The 15,398-nt window shown below is 67.7% G+C and carries 14 protein-coding genes; 11 read left to right on the plus strand and 3 right to left on the minus strand.

Translation table 11 applies throughout. From position 1 onward, the window contains the following. The first annotated feature begins 13 nt into the window (after positions 1-13). The gene (locus CU254_RS03405) at positions 14-1,351 is read left to right on the plus strand and encodes a glycosyltransferase 87 family protein (RefSeq protein ID WP_037716525.1); all 1,338 of its coding nucleotides are present in this window, start codon (positions 14-16) and stop codon (positions 1,349-1,351) included. A 167-nt stretch (positions 1,352-1,518) separates the two neighbouring features. Here CU254_RS03405 and CU254_RS03410 read toward each other — a convergent pair whose 3' ends face one another. Next, positions 1,519-1,881 (minus strand): hypothetical protein, encoded by a 363-nt coding sequence (locus CU254_RS03410; RefSeq protein ID WP_009072777.1) that lies wholly within the window; start codon positions 1,879-1,881, stop codon positions 1,519-1,521. A 724-nt stretch (positions 1,882-2,605) separates the two neighbouring features. Here CU254_RS03410 and CU254_RS03415 point away from each other — a divergent pair. Together CU254_RS03415 and purE are read left to right on the plus strand one after the other, a co-directional pair. Continuing rightward, the gene (locus CU254_RS03415; RefSeq protein WP_009072779.1) at positions 2,606-3,790 is read left to right on the plus strand and encodes a 5-(carboxyamino)imidazole ribonucleotide synthase; all 1,185 of its coding nucleotides are present in this window, start codon (positions 2,606-2,608) and stop codon (positions 3,788-3,790) included. 11 nt (positions 3,791-3,801) lie between these two features. After that, a complete protein-coding gene (gene purE, locus CU254_RS03420; RefSeq protein ID WP_009072783.1) occupies positions 3,802-4,299 on the plus strand; it encodes a 5-(carboxyamino)imidazole ribonucleotide mutase in 498 nt (165 codons plus the stop codon). Positions 4,300-4,351: 52 nt separating this feature from the next. Here purE and CU254_RS03425 read toward each other — a convergent pair whose 3' ends face one another. After that, entirely contained in the window at positions 4,352-6,025 is a 1,674-nt protein-coding gene (locus CU254_RS03425; RefSeq protein ID WP_199785782.1) for a class I adenylate-forming enzyme family protein, read from the minus strand. Positions 6,026-6,144: 119 nt separating this feature from the next. Here CU254_RS03425 and CU254_RS03430 point away from each other — a divergent pair, with 119 nt between their 5' ends. The 7 genes from CU254_RS03430 to CU254_RS03460 all read left to right on the plus strand — a co-directional run bounded on the left by CU254_RS03430 (position 6,145) and on the right by CU254_RS03460 (position 12,839). Further along, entirely contained in the window at positions 6,145-7,302 is a 1,158-nt protein-coding gene (locus CU254_RS03430; RefSeq protein ID WP_086024864.1) for an acyl-CoA dehydrogenase family protein, read from the plus strand. A 712-nt stretch (positions 7,303-8,014) separates the two neighbouring features. Then, positions 8,015-8,488: a hypothetical protein gene (locus CU254_RS03435; protein WP_009072788.1), complete on the plus strand. Its 474-nt coding sequence runs from the start codon at positions 8,015-8,017 to the stop codon at positions 8,486-8,488. 41 nt (positions 8,489-8,529) lie between these two features. Further along, on the plus strand, positions 8,530-9,126 hold the full coding sequence (locus CU254_RS03440; RefSeq protein ID WP_078561057.1) for a DUF3558 domain-containing protein: 597 nt from the start codon (positions 8,530-8,532) through the stop codon (positions 9,124-9,126). A 3-nt stretch (positions 9,127-9,129) separates the two neighbouring features. After that, positions 9,130-10,572: a hypothetical protein gene (locus tag CU254_RS03445; RefSeq protein ID WP_009072792.1), complete on the plus strand. Its 1,443-nt coding sequence runs from the start codon at positions 9,130-9,132 to the stop codon at positions 10,570-10,572. Positions 10,573-10,580: 8 nt separating this feature from the next. After that, on the plus strand, positions 10,581-11,321 hold the full coding sequence (locus tag CU254_RS03450) for an ESX secretion-associated protein EspG (RefSeq protein ID WP_009072793.1): 741 nt from the start codon (positions 10,581-10,583) through the stop codon (positions 11,319-11,321). A gap of 75 nt (positions 11,322-11,396) precedes the next feature. Further along, positions 11,397-12,332, plus strand: a complete 936-nt coding sequence (locus CU254_RS03455; protein ID WP_063631933.1) for a triacylglycerol lipase — start codon at positions 11,397-11,399, stop codon at positions 12,330-12,332. An 84-nt stretch (positions 12,333-12,416) separates the two neighbouring features. Next, positions 12,417-12,839 (plus strand): hypothetical protein, encoded by a 423-nt coding sequence (locus CU254_RS03460; protein WP_009072796.1) that lies wholly within the window; start codon positions 12,417-12,419, stop codon positions 12,837-12,839. Here CU254_RS03460 and CU254_RS03465 read toward each other — a convergent pair. Then, positions 12,775-14,679, minus strand: a complete 1,905-nt coding sequence (locus CU254_RS03465; RefSeq protein ID WP_009072799.1) for a translation factor GTPase family protein — start codon at positions 14,677-14,679, stop codon at positions 12,775-12,777. The genes CU254_RS03460 and CU254_RS03465 overlap by 65 nt on opposite strands. Before the next feature lie 284 nt (positions 14,680-14,963). Here CU254_RS03465 and CU254_RS03470 point away from each other — a divergent pair, with 284 nt between their 5' ends. Next, positions 14,964-15,392, plus strand: a complete 429-nt coding sequence (locus CU254_RS03470) for a DoxX family protein (RefSeq protein ID WP_009072800.1) — start codon at positions 14,964-14,966, stop codon at positions 15,390-15,392. Positions 15,393-15,398 lie beyond the last annotated feature (6 nt).

Below are 15,398 nucleotides of genomic sequence, written 5' to 3' on the forward strand. Positions count from 1 at the left end.
CTTTCCTGGTGTGGTGACCAGGACCGTACCCTCCGCTGCCGACGGCGAAGCTCCGGTGAATCGATCCGGGCAGCCCCGGCTGGCTTTGCGCCGATCTCTGGCACGGCTGTCCGTGCGCCCCCGGTCGATGCTCATTTTCGCCGTGTTTCCGCTGCTGGCGATCGCGATCGGGTTCTGGGGCTGGGCACACGACTGGAACCTCGGCGTGGACAGCGCGGTCTACCGGGCGGGCGCGCTGCAATTGCTGCGCGGGGACAATCTCTACGACGCGAACACGCTGCCCACCGAACCGGGCTGGGCGCTGCTCCCGTTCACCTACCCGCCGACCGCGGCGCTCCTGTTCGCCCCGCTCGCCCTCGTTCCGGTGCAGGTGGCCTGGGGTTTCCTGACCGTGGTCTCGCTGGCCGCGCTCGCCCTGTCGATCCGGATCGCGATCGGCGCGCTGCCCCGCCCGGCCGCCGACGGTCCCCGCTGGTGGGCCTCGCCCGCCCGGTCGACCATCGTGTTCTTCCTGGTGTTCCTCGGTTTCGAACCGGTGTGGCGGACGATCTTCCTCGGCCAGATCAACCTGATCCTGATGGCGATGGTCCTGCTGGACATGCTGGTCATCGGCGCGCGCGGCAGCCGCTGGGGCGGCGTGCTGGTGGGCCTCGCCGCGGCGATCAAGCTGACCCCCATCGTGTTCCTCGGCCATCTGCTGGTCACCGGCCGCTGGAAAGACGCCCTGCGCGGCTTGGCGACCTTCGTCGGCATGCAGGCGCTGTTGTTCCTGATCAACCCGCACGACGCGTGGAAATACTGGACCAAAACGCTCCCCGACACCGGCCGGATCGGCCCGGTGCACTGGGCGGGCAACCAGTCGCTGAACGCGCTGATGAACCGCGCGACGGACCTGGCCCCGTGGTCCTCCACCGCGGCGACCGCGATCGGCCTGGTGCTCGCCATTCCGGCGCTGTGGCTGATGTTCCGCTTCCACCGGCGCGGACAGGCGCTGGCCGCGCTGCTCGTCACCGCGTTCTGGATCCTGCTGATCTCGCCGATTTCCTGGTCGCACCACTGGGTTTGGGTCGCGCCGCTGGTCGTGCTCCTGGTTTCCCGGTTGCCGAAAACCACCCCGGCGACGGCGTGGAAACGGTGGGTCGGGACGTTCCTGGTCGCGTTCGTGTTCGTCAGCTGCGTGCTGCTGATCTTGCCGAACGGCCGGAATGTCGAACTGCATTGGAAGGTGTGGCAGAACATTCTCGGCGACGCGTACATCCTGACGCCGGTGGTGCTGGCCGTCGCGCTGGCGGCGCGGTGGGGCCTGCAGCGGCGGGCTCGCCACCGGGCGGAGTCGGTCGAGTCTTCCTAGCTTCTTTGCGCTGGTCAGGGGCTTGCCGACGGTTTTTGTCGGTGGTGGTGGTTACTGTCTGGAGCGCGGTGGTTACGCGGCCGTCCGGAGCCTTGGCTCGCGGGCGGGCACGGCCCTCGTTCTGATCCGGAGCTGGTGCGGGCAGATCAACCGAATAGTGAGCTTTGTCAGTCCGCCGAACCGCCGTAGAAATCGCCCAGCGCGGTGCGGGTGTACTGGATCAGCAGCTCGGCGTGCGCGAAGTCGTCCGGAAGACATGCGCGGGCGGCAGCGAGCAACTCGTCGAACCGGTACGGCGGCGTGACGGTCTTGGCGAGCGGGTGTCGTTCGCGGAGCTGCTTCATCAGTTCGGCGAGGTAGAGCACGGCCGCGTTGGAGTCGGTGGTCCAGAGCCAGGCGAGCACGTCGCCGAAACCCGCCGGAAAGGCCAGCGGCCGGGGTGCGCCGGTGAGCATCCCGGTGGCCACTCCGGGGAGGCTCGCTTGGCGGAGAGCGTGGAGAACGGGCCGCGGGAGCGTGACAGAGTCCATCCGGCCATCCTGCTGCAGCGGGACGGTCTGGGGTGGGGTTTGGTGCGCGGGTGTTGCTTGCTTGAGGTCGCGTGGGTGCTGCTGAGGTGCGTTTCGGCAGGTGGGTTCAGCAGGGGCAGTTGTGGCTGAAGGTCGTACTGAGCAAGGCCGTGTGACTGGAGGTCGCACGGTGCTGGGCTGGGTGGCTGGTGGCCGCGCGGTGCTGGGCTGGGTGGCTGGTCGCCGCACCGCGCCGGGCTGCGTGGCTGGTCGCCGCACCGCGCCGGGCTGCGTGGCTGGAGGTCGCACGGTGCCGGGGTGTGTGGCTGGTGGCCGCACCGGGCCTCGGTGCTGCCGTGCTCGGGGTCGCCGCTCCCGTCGGGCAAGCGCAGCTGGGGTCAATCGCCTCGCCTGACCTGCCGGTGCCATGCCCACCGGCTGACCTCGCGACGTCTCCGCCCGGGGACTTGCGATCCAGTCTGCGGTGCGCTTTCAGCTGTCCCGTCCGGCTGAGCCAGCCGCTCTGGACTCGTGCCAGGTCAACCGGCCAGCTTCACCGCGCTTCTGCCGACCGGCTCCGGTGGAAACGCGGCCCACTCGAGCGTCGGCTGGCCGGTGTCCTGGGCGTGCGCTCCGTCTCGACCGGCTCTCGCCGCCCAGCCCGCCCGCGACCTGGCCCACCGGCCGCCTTCGCCGCAGGTCGCCGGTGGTCCGCCAGTTCTCGCCCAGTAACCTGGGCGGCGCTATGGACAAACGAACCGGTCTTCCCATCGTCGGCATGGTGGGCGGCGGGCAGCTCGCCCGCATGACGCAGCAGGCGGCGATTTCCCTCGGCCAGTCGCTGAAGGTGCTGGCGGCCGACGAGGGCGACGCGGCGGCCCTCGTGGCGAGCGACGTCGTCATCGGCCACCACACCGACCTCGACGCGCTGATCGACTTCGCCCGTCAGGTCGACGTCGTCACCTTCGACCACGAGCACGTGCCCGGCGAGCATCTGCTCACCCTCGCCACCGAGGGCTTCGTCGTCCGGCCCGCGCCCACCGCGCTCGGGTTCGCGCAGAACAAGCTCGTGATGCGCGAGATGATGGCCGGTCTCGGCGTGCCCGGCCCCGCCTTCGCCGAAGTGTCCACTGTGGACGACGTGGTGGCGTTCGGCGGCGAGCACGGCTGGCCGGTGGTGCTGAAGGCGTCGCGCGGCGGGTACGACGGCCGGGGTGTCTGGATGCTCGACACCGCACAGCAGGCCCGCGAGACCGTTCCCGAACTCCTCGAAGCAGGCACCGAGCTGCTGGTCGAGGAGAAGGTCGCGATGAAGCGCGAGCTGTCCGCGCTGGTCGCGCGCTCCCCGTTCGGACAGGGCGCGGCGTACCCGGTCGTCGAGACCGTGCAGTCGAACGGCATCAACACCGAGGTCCTCGCCCCGGCGCCGGAGCTGCCGGAGTCGCGCGTGCACGAGGCGCAGGAGCTGGCCCTGCGCATCGCGTCGACGCTCGACGTCACCGGCCTGCTCGCGGTCGAGCTGTTCGAGACCGAGAACGGCCTGCTGGTCAACGAACTGGCGATGCGCCCGCACAACTCCGGCCACTGGACCATGGACGGTTCGCGCACGTCGCAGTTCGAGCAGCACCTGCGCGGCGTTCTGGACTACCCGCTCGGCCGCACCGACCTGATCGCGCCGGCGTGCGTGATGGCGAACGTGCTCGGCGCGGACGTCTCGCCGCAGATGAGCCCGGACGAGCGCGTGCACCACCTGTTCGCGCGGTTCCCCGAGGTGAAGATCCACCTCTACGGCAAGCAGGACCGGCCCGGCCGCAAGCTCGGGCACGTCAACTTCATCGGCGACCGCATGGAGGACCTGCGCAACCGCGCGCTGCTGTCCGCGCACTGGCTGTCCCACGCCGTCTGGCTCGACGGCTACGAGATCCACTGAAGGGGAACACAATGGCGCCGCAGGTGGGCGTGATCATGGGCAGCGATTCCGACTGGCCGGTGATGGAGGCCGCGGGTCAAGCGCTGGACGAGTTCGGCGTCGAGTACGAGGTCGGCGTCTACTCGGCGCACCGCACCCCGCAGCGGATGCTGGACTACGCGAAGTCCGCGGCCGACCGGGGGATCCGCACGATCATCGCGGGCGCGGGCGGTGCCGCGCACCTGCCGGGCATGGTCGCGTCGGCGACGGTGCTGCCGGTGATCGGCGTGCCGGTTCCGCTGAAGTACCTGGACGGCATGGACTCGCTGCTGTCGATCGTGCAGATGCCCGCCGGCATCCCGGTCGCGACCGTGTCGGTCGGCGGGGCGCGCAACGCCGGTCTGCTCGCGGTCCGCATCCTCGCCGCCGCCGACCTGCAGCTGCAGGCGAAACTGACGCAGTTCCAGGAGGACCTGGAGCAGCTCGTCTTGGAGAAGGACGCCAAGCTCCGCGAAAAAGCGGGCAAGTAGGCCGGGCGCGCGGATGCCGGTTCCGGAACCGGCATCCGCGCACACCGCCGGCTCACGCCGGGTCGGGCAGTTGCTTCCGCAGTTCGCGCTTGAGCACCTTGCCCGCCGCCGACACTGGGATCTCCGCGACGAAATGCAGTTCCCGCAGGCGTTTGTACGGCAGCACCTTCTCGTTCACCGCCGCCATCAGCTGCTCGGCGTCCACTGAGGAGTCCGGCTTCCGCACCACGAACGCCACCGGCAGCTCGCCGACCTCGGGACTCGGCCGTCCGACCACCGCCGCGGACAGCACGCCCGGCGACGCGCTCAGCAGCTCCTCGAGTTCGCGCGGGAAGACGTTGTATCCCTTGTACAGCAGCATGTCCTTCTTTCGGTCCACAATGGACAGATAGCCGTCCTCGTCGAGAACGCCGATGTCGCCGGTGTGCAGCCATCCGCCGACCAGCGCGGCGGCGGTCTCCTCCGGACGGTTCCGGTACCCGCGCATCACCTGCGGCCCGCGCAAGCACACCTCGCCCTCCTGCCCGGGCGGCAACGGCTCCTCGCTGCCGTCCGCGACGAGCTTGACCTCGGTGTCGAAGATCGGCCTGCCGACCGAGCCGACCTTGCGCACGCCGGACCGGTGCGTCGGCGAGATCACCGCGCCCATCGTCACCTCGGTGAGCCCGTATCCCTCGGTGATCACGACGCCGGGGAACCGCTCGTGCAGCGCGCGGATCATCTCGTGACTCATCGGCGCGGCGCCGGAGCCGATGTTGCGCACCGACGCTAGGTCGGCGGTATGGAACGCGGGCGTCGCCAGCAACGCCGCGAACAGCGCGGGCGCGCCGCCGATGGTCGTGACCTGCAGCCGTTCCGCGTCCGCGACGTACGCCGCCGGATCGAACCGGGAGTGCAGCACGATCGTTCCGCCGCCCAGCAACGGACCGTTCAGGCCGGCGATCACGCCCATCGCGTGGAACCACGGCGTCAGGTTGATCGAGATGCCGGTGCCGAGCCGGGTCGGCCATTCGTCCGGGCTGCCGATCTGGTCGATCGTCACGTCGCCGTTCGCGTCGAGCGCCGGCACCGACCCGGTCGACCAGCAGGTGTGCTGCAGGGTGTTGGTGACGACGTTGCGATGCGTGAGTTCGACGCCCTTGGACCGCCCGGTCGTGCCGCCCGTGTAGGCGAGATGAGCAAGGTCGCGGTCCACGTCGATCGACACGTCGGGCCTGGTCGCGGGCTGGCCGGCGAAGAACTCGCGGAACTCGACGCTTCCCTCGCCAAGCTCGCCGGCAGGCGAAACGACGATGGTCAGCCGCGCCGGAATCCGGTCGGCCACCGCGGCGAGCGTTCCCGCGACCGGCCCGAAGGTCACCACTGCGGCCGCCCCGCAGTCAGTGAGCTGGAAGGCGAGGTCGTCCGGCGGAAGCAGCGGATTCGTCGGACTGAACGTCGCGCCCGCGAGCAGGATGCCGTGATAGGCGATCGGATACGCGAGACAGTTCGGCAGATGCACCGCGACCACGTCGCCCCGGCCGATGCCCCGCGCCAGCAGCGCATGGGCGAAGCGGCAAGCGGCCTGCCAGGTCTGCGTGAACGTGAGCTGGTCGTCGCCCATGGCGAACGCGACCCGGTCGCCGTACCGCGTCGCGGCTCCGGCGAGCACCGAACCGATCGGCACTTCGGGGTAGTCAAGAGAAGCGGGCAATCCGGGCGGCGGGGTCGACGCAGTGGCAGCCATCACTTGACCATACGAACGGTGAGGCCGAGGACACAAGCAGCGAGCCGCCGCGTTCGGAGTGAACGCGGGCTAACATCGGGGGACTTTCTCCCGTTTCGCTGCAGAAGAGGTGACTGAAGGTGGCCGAGGGCCTGTATCAGCTGGCCGAAGAGCACGAGGAACTGCGCGCCGCGGTCCGGGCTCTAGCCGAAAAGGAGATCGCGCCCTACGCGGCGGAGGTCGACGAGCAGGAGCGCTACCCGGTCGAAGCCAACCAAGCGCTCGTCAAGGCAGGCTTCAACGCCGTCCACATCGGCGAGGAGTACGACGGCCAGGGCGCCGACGCGATCGGCGCGTGCATCGTGATCGAGGAGGTCGCGCGCGTCGACGCGTCCGCATCCCTCATCCCGGCGGTCAACAAACTGGGCACGCAGCCGATCATCCTGTCCGGTTCGGAGGACCTGAAGAAACTGGTCCTGCCGTCGATCGCCGCGGGCGAAGCCTCGGCGTCGTACGCACTGTCCGAACGAGAGGCCGGTTCGGACACCGCGTCCATGCGCACCCGCGCCCGCCTCGACGGTGACCACTGGGTCCTCAACGGAACCAAGTGCTGGATCACCAACGCAGGCGAATCGTCGTGGTACACGGTCATGGCCGTAACCGACCCGAACGCGGAAAAGAAAGCCAACGGCATTTCGGCTTTCGTCGTGCACAAGGACGACCCGGGCTTCTCGGTGGGCCCGAAGGAAAAGAAACTGGGCATCAAGGGCTCGCCGACCCGCGAGATCTACTTCGAAAACTGCACCATTCCCGCGGACCGCATCATCGGCGAACCGGGCACCGGCCTGAAAACCGCCCTGCGCACCCTGGACCACACCCGCCCGACGATCGGCGCGCAAGCGTTGGGAATCGCCCAAGGCGCTCTGGACGCCGCCGTCGCGTACGTCAAGGAACGCAAGCAGTTCGGCAAAGCAATCGCGGATTTCCAGGGAATCCAGTTCATGCTCGCCGACATGGGAACGAAAATCGAAGCCGCCCGCCACCTGGTGTACGCGTCTGCGGCAGCCTCCGAACGAGGCGACAAGCGAGCCAGCTTCACCGCCTCGGCCGCGAAGGCCTACGCGTCCGACGTAGCCATGTCGGTAACCACGGACGCAGTGCAGCTGTTCGGCGGCGCAGGCTACACGCGGGACTTCCCAGTAGAACGCATGATGCGCGACGCGAAGATCACGCAGATCTATGAAGGCACGAACCAAATCCAGAAGGTCGTCATGGCCCGAGCCCTGCTGAAGGGCTGACCTTCCCCGGCGGTCTCACCAAAGCGCCCCACTACCCAGATCGGGTGGTGGGGCGCTTTTTGCTCCCGAACCGGCCACCCACAGGCTCACGACTGACTACTGTTGTGGCTGGGAGACCGTGAAGTCGCCGGGGGATGAGGGCGTGTGTCGTTAGCTTGCTGCCGTCGCGGCTGCAACCACATTCGTGGCGGGGCTCTACGCCGAGCCAAGATGCTGGCCTGACGAGCCCTTCGCTGTCGGCTACGGGAAAGATGATGCCGTACGCGGGCGCGCCGAAGGTGGAGACTCCACTGCCGGAGTCGGTACTGGCGGCACGACCTCTGATGGCCTGAGCGCGGTCTATGAGAATACAAAGCCGAAGTCTGCGGCATGGCAACCGCTTCCTCCGGTGCGGTCGTTGCCTGCTGTCGCTCACTTGACCTACAGTCCTGAAAGGCCCAAGTCTTTCTGCCAGGTAAGTGTTGGCGTCAGCGACAACCACACGGTCGACGTGTCGATAACCCTCGGCCAGGCGAAGGTCGGCAAGGTGGCGCGGGTGCGGCCAGTGCCGACCCGAAGGGGAAGTTGGCCCTGCTCGACGCAATGCACAGTGGGGTGAGTTTGCCTGTTTCGGTCACCCCGCTGTGAGCGGTTGGCTACAGTAAGAGCCGGAGGGGTCTCGGGGCTGATTGCCTGGTCGAGATGCAGTGTGCGGTGCAGGGGAGGGGCGGGCATGGTTGAGAGCGGTCCAGGGCAGGACATCGAAACGACAGGGTGGCTGACGGGGCTGCCGATCGCCGTGGTGGGGACGGCGATGAACGTGGCCCAAGGGATGTCGGACGCTGCTGCCGTGGCATCCGCCACGAAGGCGGGGGCGGGGTTCACTCTGAGCCGCGACGAGGCGCAGTCGCTGCTCGAACGGGCAAAGCGGCTCCAGCGCAATGCGCGGGGGATGATACCGAACGCGGAAGTGTTGACGCGACTTACTCCGCCAGCTTCGGACCCGGGCAGCACAGGATTCAACCAGCAAGCGGTAAAGACCTTCGCGAACGGCAAGGATTCGCTGGAAGCGATGTATCAGTACATGACGGAGCTGGTCGACCGCCTTGAGAAAGCGTTGGGCATTGTCAGCGAATCGGACAGCCAAGCAGCTGCGGATGTGAAGACCGCAGGCAACAGCGACCAGGGTAAGGGGCTTCTCGGATGAAGGCGCGGTTCTCGATATCGGTTGCGGGCATGGCGGTGGCCATGTTCGCGGCAGGATGTTCTGGAGGCTCGACGCCTGCGCCGCCAGCTGGTTCCGGCCCTTCCTCGGCGCAGTCGTCCGCGCCAGAGAAGACATTGCCGTACGGAGGTGCACCGAAGGTGGAACGGCCATTGCCCGCATCGGTGTTGTCGACGCATCCGTGCGATAGCGCGCTTACGCCAGACCAAGTGGCGAGCCTCCTGGGGCGTGCGCGGCAAGGGATGCACAAAGATGACCCCTCGCTCGGTGCGGAGTGCCAGTGGTCGAACGACGAGACTGGGGCATTGGCAACGGTCTTGTACGCGACAAAGCTTTCCGATGGACTTAGCGCGGTATACGCGAATAGCAAACCGCAGGCAACTTTGTGGCGAGAACTGCCTCCTGTGCGAGGGTTTCCGGCCGTAGCCCACTCGACCTTCAAGCAAGAATCAGTCGTGAAGTCATTCTGCCAGGTCAGCGTTGGGGTCAGCGATCAGACAACAGTCGATGCATCAGTCTCGCTCGGCGATTCGCAGACCGGCAAGAAGGATCCGTGTGGCGCGGCGGCCACCGTTGCGGACATGGTGGTCACCAACCTGAAGCAGAAGGCCGGTGAGTGACCCGTGGGATTCTTCGAATTCCTCGGAGAGGGAGCCAAGTGGATCGGCGACCGGATCGGCGACGCGGATGACTGGGTCAACGATCGGCTCAAGGATGCGGGCAACTGGTTTTCCGATTTGTACCACGGGAACCTCGGTGATCAAGCCCTTCCGGCCCCGGCGATTGTGCAGCAGGTTCAGCAGGGGCCCGGGACTTCGTCGTGGGACAGCGGGAGTTCCACGGTTCAGAAGATGATCCAGGAGCACAACCAGAACAGCGACGACGCGCAGCAGATCACCACCATGCTGGAATCTGTCTGGACCGGAGACGGGGCGGATGCGGCTCGGGCGCGGCTCAGGCCATTGTCCGACGCCTCGTCCACTTCCGCGCAGGCTTATGTGGTCAACGGGCAGAAGCTGGTCGACACCACGCACGGCTATAACGACATGAAGATCGCGTTGCAGGCGATGCCTCCGACGCCTCCGCACAAGAATCTTTGGGACCAGGGGACTCCTTGGGACACCGATACCGAGAAGCAGATCAACGCGTACAACGCCGCGGCCAATCACAATGTTGAGCGGTATCAGAAGTACGCTGATCAGGCCAAGGCCAACGGCCAAGGGCTTAACAGCAATTACGGGCAGGTGTCCGCGTTCGACGGGCAGAATCTCAAGATTGACTCCGGTGGCGATCACGCCCCGAGCAAGGCCGGAATCCACGAGTGGGCTTATCGGGGGCCTGGGCGGGATTCTGGCGGGCCGGACAGCGGGCCGGGGGCCAGTGGCGGGCTCGGGAGTTGGCCTGGAGCTAACGGACCTGGAGCTACCGGGCCTGGGGCGAACGGACCGGGAGTGAGCGGGCCGGGAGTGAGCGGGCCGGGAGGCCACGGGGGTACTGGAGTGGGCTCGTTCCCGCCGGGAGGTGTCGCGGTGCCGCCGGGGGGTGGGGTGTCTCCGGGGTATCGGCCGGGGGACGAGACTTCGACAGCCGGGTGGACTCCGCCGTCGGTAGATCGGGTTGGCGGGGCGAACTGGACCCCGCCCGTGCCGACGTCTTTCGGGGGCGGGAGTGGCAACAGCGACTGGTCGTCGGGCGGCGGGTTTGGGCCGCTCGGCGGTGGTGGCGGCGTTGGGGGCGGGGCCGAAGCCGGTGGCCGCACCGGTGGCATAGCGGCGCGGCTGGGCGGCGGCACCGGTGTCGGGGCTGGAGCCGGAGCCGGAGCGGGCGCGGCTGAGGAAGCGGCCACCCGGGGAAGCGCGGGAAAAGGTACTGCCGGAGCCAAGGGAAGTCCGGGGATGGGCGGGATGGCCCCGGGCGGAAAAGGCAAGGGCGAGGAAGACAAAGAACACCAGCGCAAGTACGGAATCGAAGACGACTCCGCGTTCTCGCTCGTCGACGAGAACGGCGAGCGGGCGCTCGATCCGCGCACGGGATTGCCGCCGACACCCCCGACGATTGGTGGTTGAGGGGCTCGATGACGATCATCGACAGACCGCTGCGGATGCCGCGGTCGGTGTTTTTGGCGCTTTGGCACGAGGAAAACCTCGGGAAAGCACCGGTGGTGGTCGAGGACACCCCGATGTACCTCACCGACGAAGGCGCGGCTGAGCGGGCGAAGCGGACGCGGGATCTCCTTGCGCAGCTGGGGGAAACGGCGGCAACTGCGTTGCGGAGCACGTTGAAGCTGCTCGCGACCGCGCGGCATGAGGTGTACGGGTGGACTGACTTCGGCACCCATCAGGAGGACAACGGCGCGATTCTCGTCGCGGCGACCAAACCGGAAGCCGTTCGGTTGATCACCGATTCGGAATTCGTTCAGCTGGATCCGGTGTCGCCGGACGAGTTGGCGGCCTGTTTGGTCATGGCGATGCCGGAATGCCGTCCGGCGGCGGTTCGGGTGATGCACGTCAGCCGGGAGTACTACGACGGGGGTGCCAGCACGGACCCGCTCGCGGAGGAGGGTGGTGACGCGGACGAGTTGCGGTATCTGATGCGGGCGCCGCGCGACGCGGTGCATCAGTTGCATGCCGCGGTTCGGGACGGGCGGGGCGAGCGGAGATACAGCCCGCCGCTGTCGGTGCTCGACCTCAGTGGGCGCGGGCGGGTGCTGAGCTTCCAGACGACCAGGGGCGGCGAGGCCCAGATCAGTGTCTACCCGGGAAACCGGGCCTCCTTGATCGATGCGGTGAACCGAAGACTCGTAGGTTTGCGATAAAAACTAGTAACCGCGTTTCCCTTTCTCGTGTTCCGCGTTAACCACTGCGTCGGGTTCACAGAGAGGTGAAACGGAATGAGCGTACGCGCTTTCGGACGGGGCATGGTCCTCCTGGCGGCGACGGTGGTCGCGCTCGGCGGCGGCACTGCGGTGGCCTCGGGGGCAACCGGGAAAGAACCGACCGGTCCGGTGCAGCCGAACATCATCGCCGCGGCGATTTACGCGGCCGGGCAGCCGACGATCGCGCCGCCGGGGGCCAACGACTGGAATTGCAAACCCTCCGCGGAGCATCCGAACCCGGTGCTGCTGTCCAACGGCACCACGGCCAACGCGTATGAGAACTGGGCGAATCTCTCCCAGCGGCTCGCCGACGAGGGGTACTGCGTGTTCGCGGGCAACTTCGGCGGGTCGCCGGGGGCGTTCCTGCAGACGGTCGGGCCGGTGGCCGGGACGGCGGGCCAGCTCGCGACCTTCGGGGACAAGATCCTCAAGGCGACCGGGGCCGCGAAGCTCGACGTGGTCGGGCATTCGCAGGGCGGCATGAACCCGCGCTACTGGATCAAGTACCTCGGCGGCGCGAGCAAGATCGGCAAGCTGATCGGACTGTCCCCGTCCAATTACGGCACCAGCCTGTTCGGGCTGCTGACCGCCATCCAGGCGATTCCGCCCGCCCGCGACCTCCTCGGTGTTCCCTGTCCGGCCTGCAACGAGCAGTCCACCGGGTCCGCGTTCCTCAAGGACCTCAACGCCGGCGGCGACACGGTTCCGGGCGTCGACTACACGGTCATCCAGACCAGGTATGACGACGTTGTCACGCCGTACACCAACGCCTTCCTCAAGCGCGCGCCCAACGTGAAAAACCTCGTCCTCCAGGACGTCTGCGGGCTCGACTACACCGATCACCTCGGCATCACCTACGACCCGATCGCGCAGCGCGAGGTGCTCAACGCCCTCGACCCGCAGCACGCGAAGAAGCCCAACTGCTTCTTCGTGCCCCCGGTGATCAGCTGAGATACCCCCGCCTCGGGGTATAAACGCGAACATTTTCCTCTCCTCGGTTGTGCGGGGTCCGGCCGCGCTGTCACAGTCGGTGACATGTTCTGGCTGCTCCCCGACACCTGGACGCCGCACGACGAGGCCGAGCTGGTCGCCGGATGGCGGCTCTGGCTCGAGCTGAGCGACCGCGCGTGGCCCACCGCGTCGTGGGACGGCACCCCGTCCGGCGCGGTGGGTCCGTTGCGCGAGCTGCTCGACGCGTGCGACGAAATCGAGAGCACGTGCCGGGAAACGGCCGAACCGTCGGCGGAATTCACGGAACTCGTGCAGCCGCTGGTGCTGTGCGCGAGCGCGGTGCTCTGCCTTTGGTGGGACGACCACGCGCCCCTCGATGCGACCCGCGCGAAGGCGCTCCACGAGGACCTGCGCCGGTTTTCGGCCCTCGCGGAGCGCGTGCTCACGCTGTTGTCCGCCCACGGCGGCTGGACGGAACTCGACCTGGCCCGCCGCCACCCGGCTTGAGCCGGTACTCCGCGAAATGGGTGACCAGCGTGCCCTCGCCTTGCGTGAGCGCGGGCAGCGCCTGTTCCAGTTCGTGTGCAGAGGCGGCCGGGAGCTGACCGTCCACAGTGCATCGGTCGCCGGTGATCACTGGCTCCCCGGGCACCGCGCGCAGTTCGACTAGCTTGCGCAATACCGCGCTGATCGCGGAAGCCGGGGCTTCGAGTTCGAACGCGTGGACCGGTTCATGCACGCGGGTTCCGGCCTGTCGCAGGGCTTCCTGCAGCACTAAGCGGGTCATACCGCGGAAATCACCGGCAGTGCTGGCTGGCGGGTAGAACGCGGTGTCGGTGAGGGTGACTACGCAGTCGATGATTTCCCGGCCGTGCAGGCCTTCGTGCAGGACCTCGTGCACAGTGTCTTCAACGGCTTTGTGGAACGAAAGCGGCAGCGAGCCGAGTTCGACTTCCAGCCGGTAGTCGGGGCCGGAACCCGGTGGACCCGGTTCGACGCGCAGTCCGACGGTGGCCCAGAAGAACACGCGCTCGTCCGGAGCGGGGTGGCGCACGCGGTGCCCAGTCCCATGTAGACGGTCGACCAGCAGCGGGCGCGATTCCTCGAATTCGGCGGCAATGCCGAACTCTTCGGCGAGGGTGGTCCGGATTACTTCTTTCTGTACTTCGCCGTACAAGCGCACGGTGATTTCCTGGTCTTGTCGGCGGATGCTGATCAACGGGTCCTGTTCGGACAGTCGGGTCAGCGCGGTGTACAACGCGCTGGTCTGGTCGGGATCGACCGGGTACACCAGCGTTTCCAGGCTGGGCGGCGCGAAGAATCGGTCCTGCGACAGGTCAGCGCTTTCGCCTAGCCGGTCTCCGATGCGGAGGTCTGGCAGACCCCAGACACGGGCGACATCCCCGGCTAGCGCCTCGCCGGACACCGGGGTCGCGCCGTGCTCGAACACTCGCACCGCGGACGGGCGGCCGACGCCTTCCGCGCCCAATCGGCGGAAAGGTACTGGTCGCCGGGCGGCAAGGGAGCCGGAAAACATGCGCACGTAAGCGATTTTCTCGCCGGAAGGGCCGCGTTCGATTTTGAAGACGGTGGCGTCGAGTGGTCCGTCCCCTCGGCGTTCGCGGGACGGCAACAGCTCGTAAATCCCGGCGATGAGATCAGAGACGCCAGCGCCGGTGACGGCGGAGCCGAAGAAGACCGGATACACCGAGGCGGTAGCGACCTGACGCGCCAACGCCGCCCGGTAATCCATTGTGGACGCCACTCCGGCTACATAGGACTCAAGAAAAGCGTCATCCCCGGCCAGTGCGTCGGCAAGTCGTTCGTCGAACGGCAGCGGCACCGGGCGTGCGGCAGGGGTGCCGATGTCCGCCACCGTGCTCATCGCGACACATTGCGGGGAAAGCTTGGTGCGCAAGGATTCCAGCAAGGAAGCCTCGCGCGCCCCGGTGCGGTCGATCTTGTTCGCGAACACCAGCACCGGAATGCCGAGCCGGACGAGCGTGCGCATCAGCACGCGGGTCTGGGCTTGCACCCCTTCCACCGCGGACACCACGAGCACCGCGCCGTCGAGGACGCCGACGGCGCGTTCGACCTCCGCGATGAAATCGGGGTGGCCGGGGGTGTCCACGAGGTTGAGCCGGTGGCCGGGCGTGCTGACCGCCACGACGGCGGACTTGATCGTGATGCCGCGCCGGCGTTCGAGGTCGAGCGAATCGGTCTGGGTGTCGCCGTCGTCGACCCGGCCGGCGTGGTCGAGCACGCCGGTCTCGAACAGCAGACGTTCGGTGAGGCTGGTTTTACCTGCGTCGATGTGCGCCAGGATGCCGATGGTCAGTGCTTTCATGCGAGCGGAGATCCTCAGATGCGGGGGACAGGCCGAACTGGGGTCGATCGGACTGTCGGCGCATCGGGGCTCCTCGCAGGTGGCGAACCAGGCGGAAAACACGGCCGCGAGCAGCACTCACCCGCGGTTGTCGGCACGGTAGCGCCGCGCCGGGCGCGCTGTACAGCGAGTTTTCGGTGCCTGTCGGTTTCCTGTCGATCACTGGCTGACACCCCCGCGGCGGTGTCCGCTGCCCTACCGTGGGTCGGGTCAGTTGAACTTTCACCTATCGGGGAGCTGTCTCCATGTTGACTCGAGTCAAGGACGTCGCGCTGCTGCTCGGCCGGATCGGCGTCGCGGTGGTGTTCTTCGCCCACGGCCTGCAGAAATGGAACAGCGGGGTGGGGGCGACCGCCGACATGTTCGGCCAGATCGGCATCCCGCTGCCGACCGTGTCCGCGTTCCTCGTGATCGTGCTCGAACTGCTCGGGTCGATCGCGTTCGTCGTCGGTTTCCTGCTGCCGGTGGTCGCCATCGGCTACGCGATCGACATGGCCGGCGCGCTGATCTCGGTCCACGCGGCGCACGGGCTCACCGGCGAAGGCGGCTACGAACTGGTGCTGGTGCTCGGCCTCACCGCGCTGGCGCTGGGCTTCAACGGCGGCCGGCTGTCCCTGGACCACGTGTTGTTCTGGCGTCGCCGCCAGGGCACGGCCGAACTGCAGAACGCCTGAAACCCG

Source organism: Amycolatopsis sp. AA4 (assembly GCF_002796545.1).
Classification (GTDB): Bacteria; Actinomycetota; Actinomycetes; order Mycobacteriales; family Pseudonocardiaceae; genus Amycolatopsis.

Excerpts from the sequence above, each read along its gene's own strand:
- CU254_RS03460 (WP_009072796.1), top strand. The coding sequence starts at position 12,417 with ATGTTCTGGCTGCTCCCCGACACCTGGACGCCGCACGACGAGGCCGAG.
- CU254_RS03410 (WP_009072777.1), bottom strand. The coding sequence starts at position 1,881 with ATGGACTCTGTCACGCTCCCGCGGCCCGTTCTCCACGCTCTCCGCCAA.
- CU254_RS03465 (WP_009072799.1), bottom strand. The coding sequence starts at position 14,679 with ATGAAAGCACTGACCATCGGCATCCTGGCGCACATCGACGCAGGTAAA.
- CU254_RS03440 (WP_078561057.1), top strand. The coding sequence starts at position 8,530 with ATGTTCGCGGCAGGATGTTCTGGAGGCTCGACGCCTGCGCCGCCAGCT.
- CU254_RS03450 (WP_009072793.1), top strand. The coding sequence starts at position 10,581 with ATGACGATCATCGACAGACCGCTGCGGATGCCGCGGTCGGTGTTTTTG.
- CU254_RS03470 (WP_009072800.1), top strand. The coding sequence starts at position 14,964 with ATGTTGACTCGAGTCAAGGACGTCGCGCTGCTGCTCGGCCGGATCGGC.
- CU254_RS03435 (WP_009072788.1), top strand. The coding sequence starts at position 8,015 with ATGGTTGAGAGCGGTCCAGGGCAGGACATCGAAACGACAGGGTGGCTG.
- CU254_RS03425 (WP_199785782.1), bottom strand. The coding sequence starts at position 6,025 with ATGGCTGCCACTGCGTCGACCCCGCCGCCCGGATTGCCCGCTTCTCTT.
- CU254_RS03455 (WP_063631933.1), top strand. The coding sequence starts at position 11,397 with ATGAGCGTACGCGCTTTCGGACGGGGCATGGTCCTCCTGGCGGCGACG.
- purE (WP_009072783.1), top strand. The coding sequence starts at position 3,802 with ATGGCGCCGCAGGTGGGCGTGATCATGGGCAGCGATTCCGACTGGCCG.
- CU254_RS03415 (WP_009072779.1), top strand. The coding sequence starts at position 2,606 with ATGGACAAACGAACCGGTCTTCCCATCGTCGGCATGGTGGGCGGCGGG.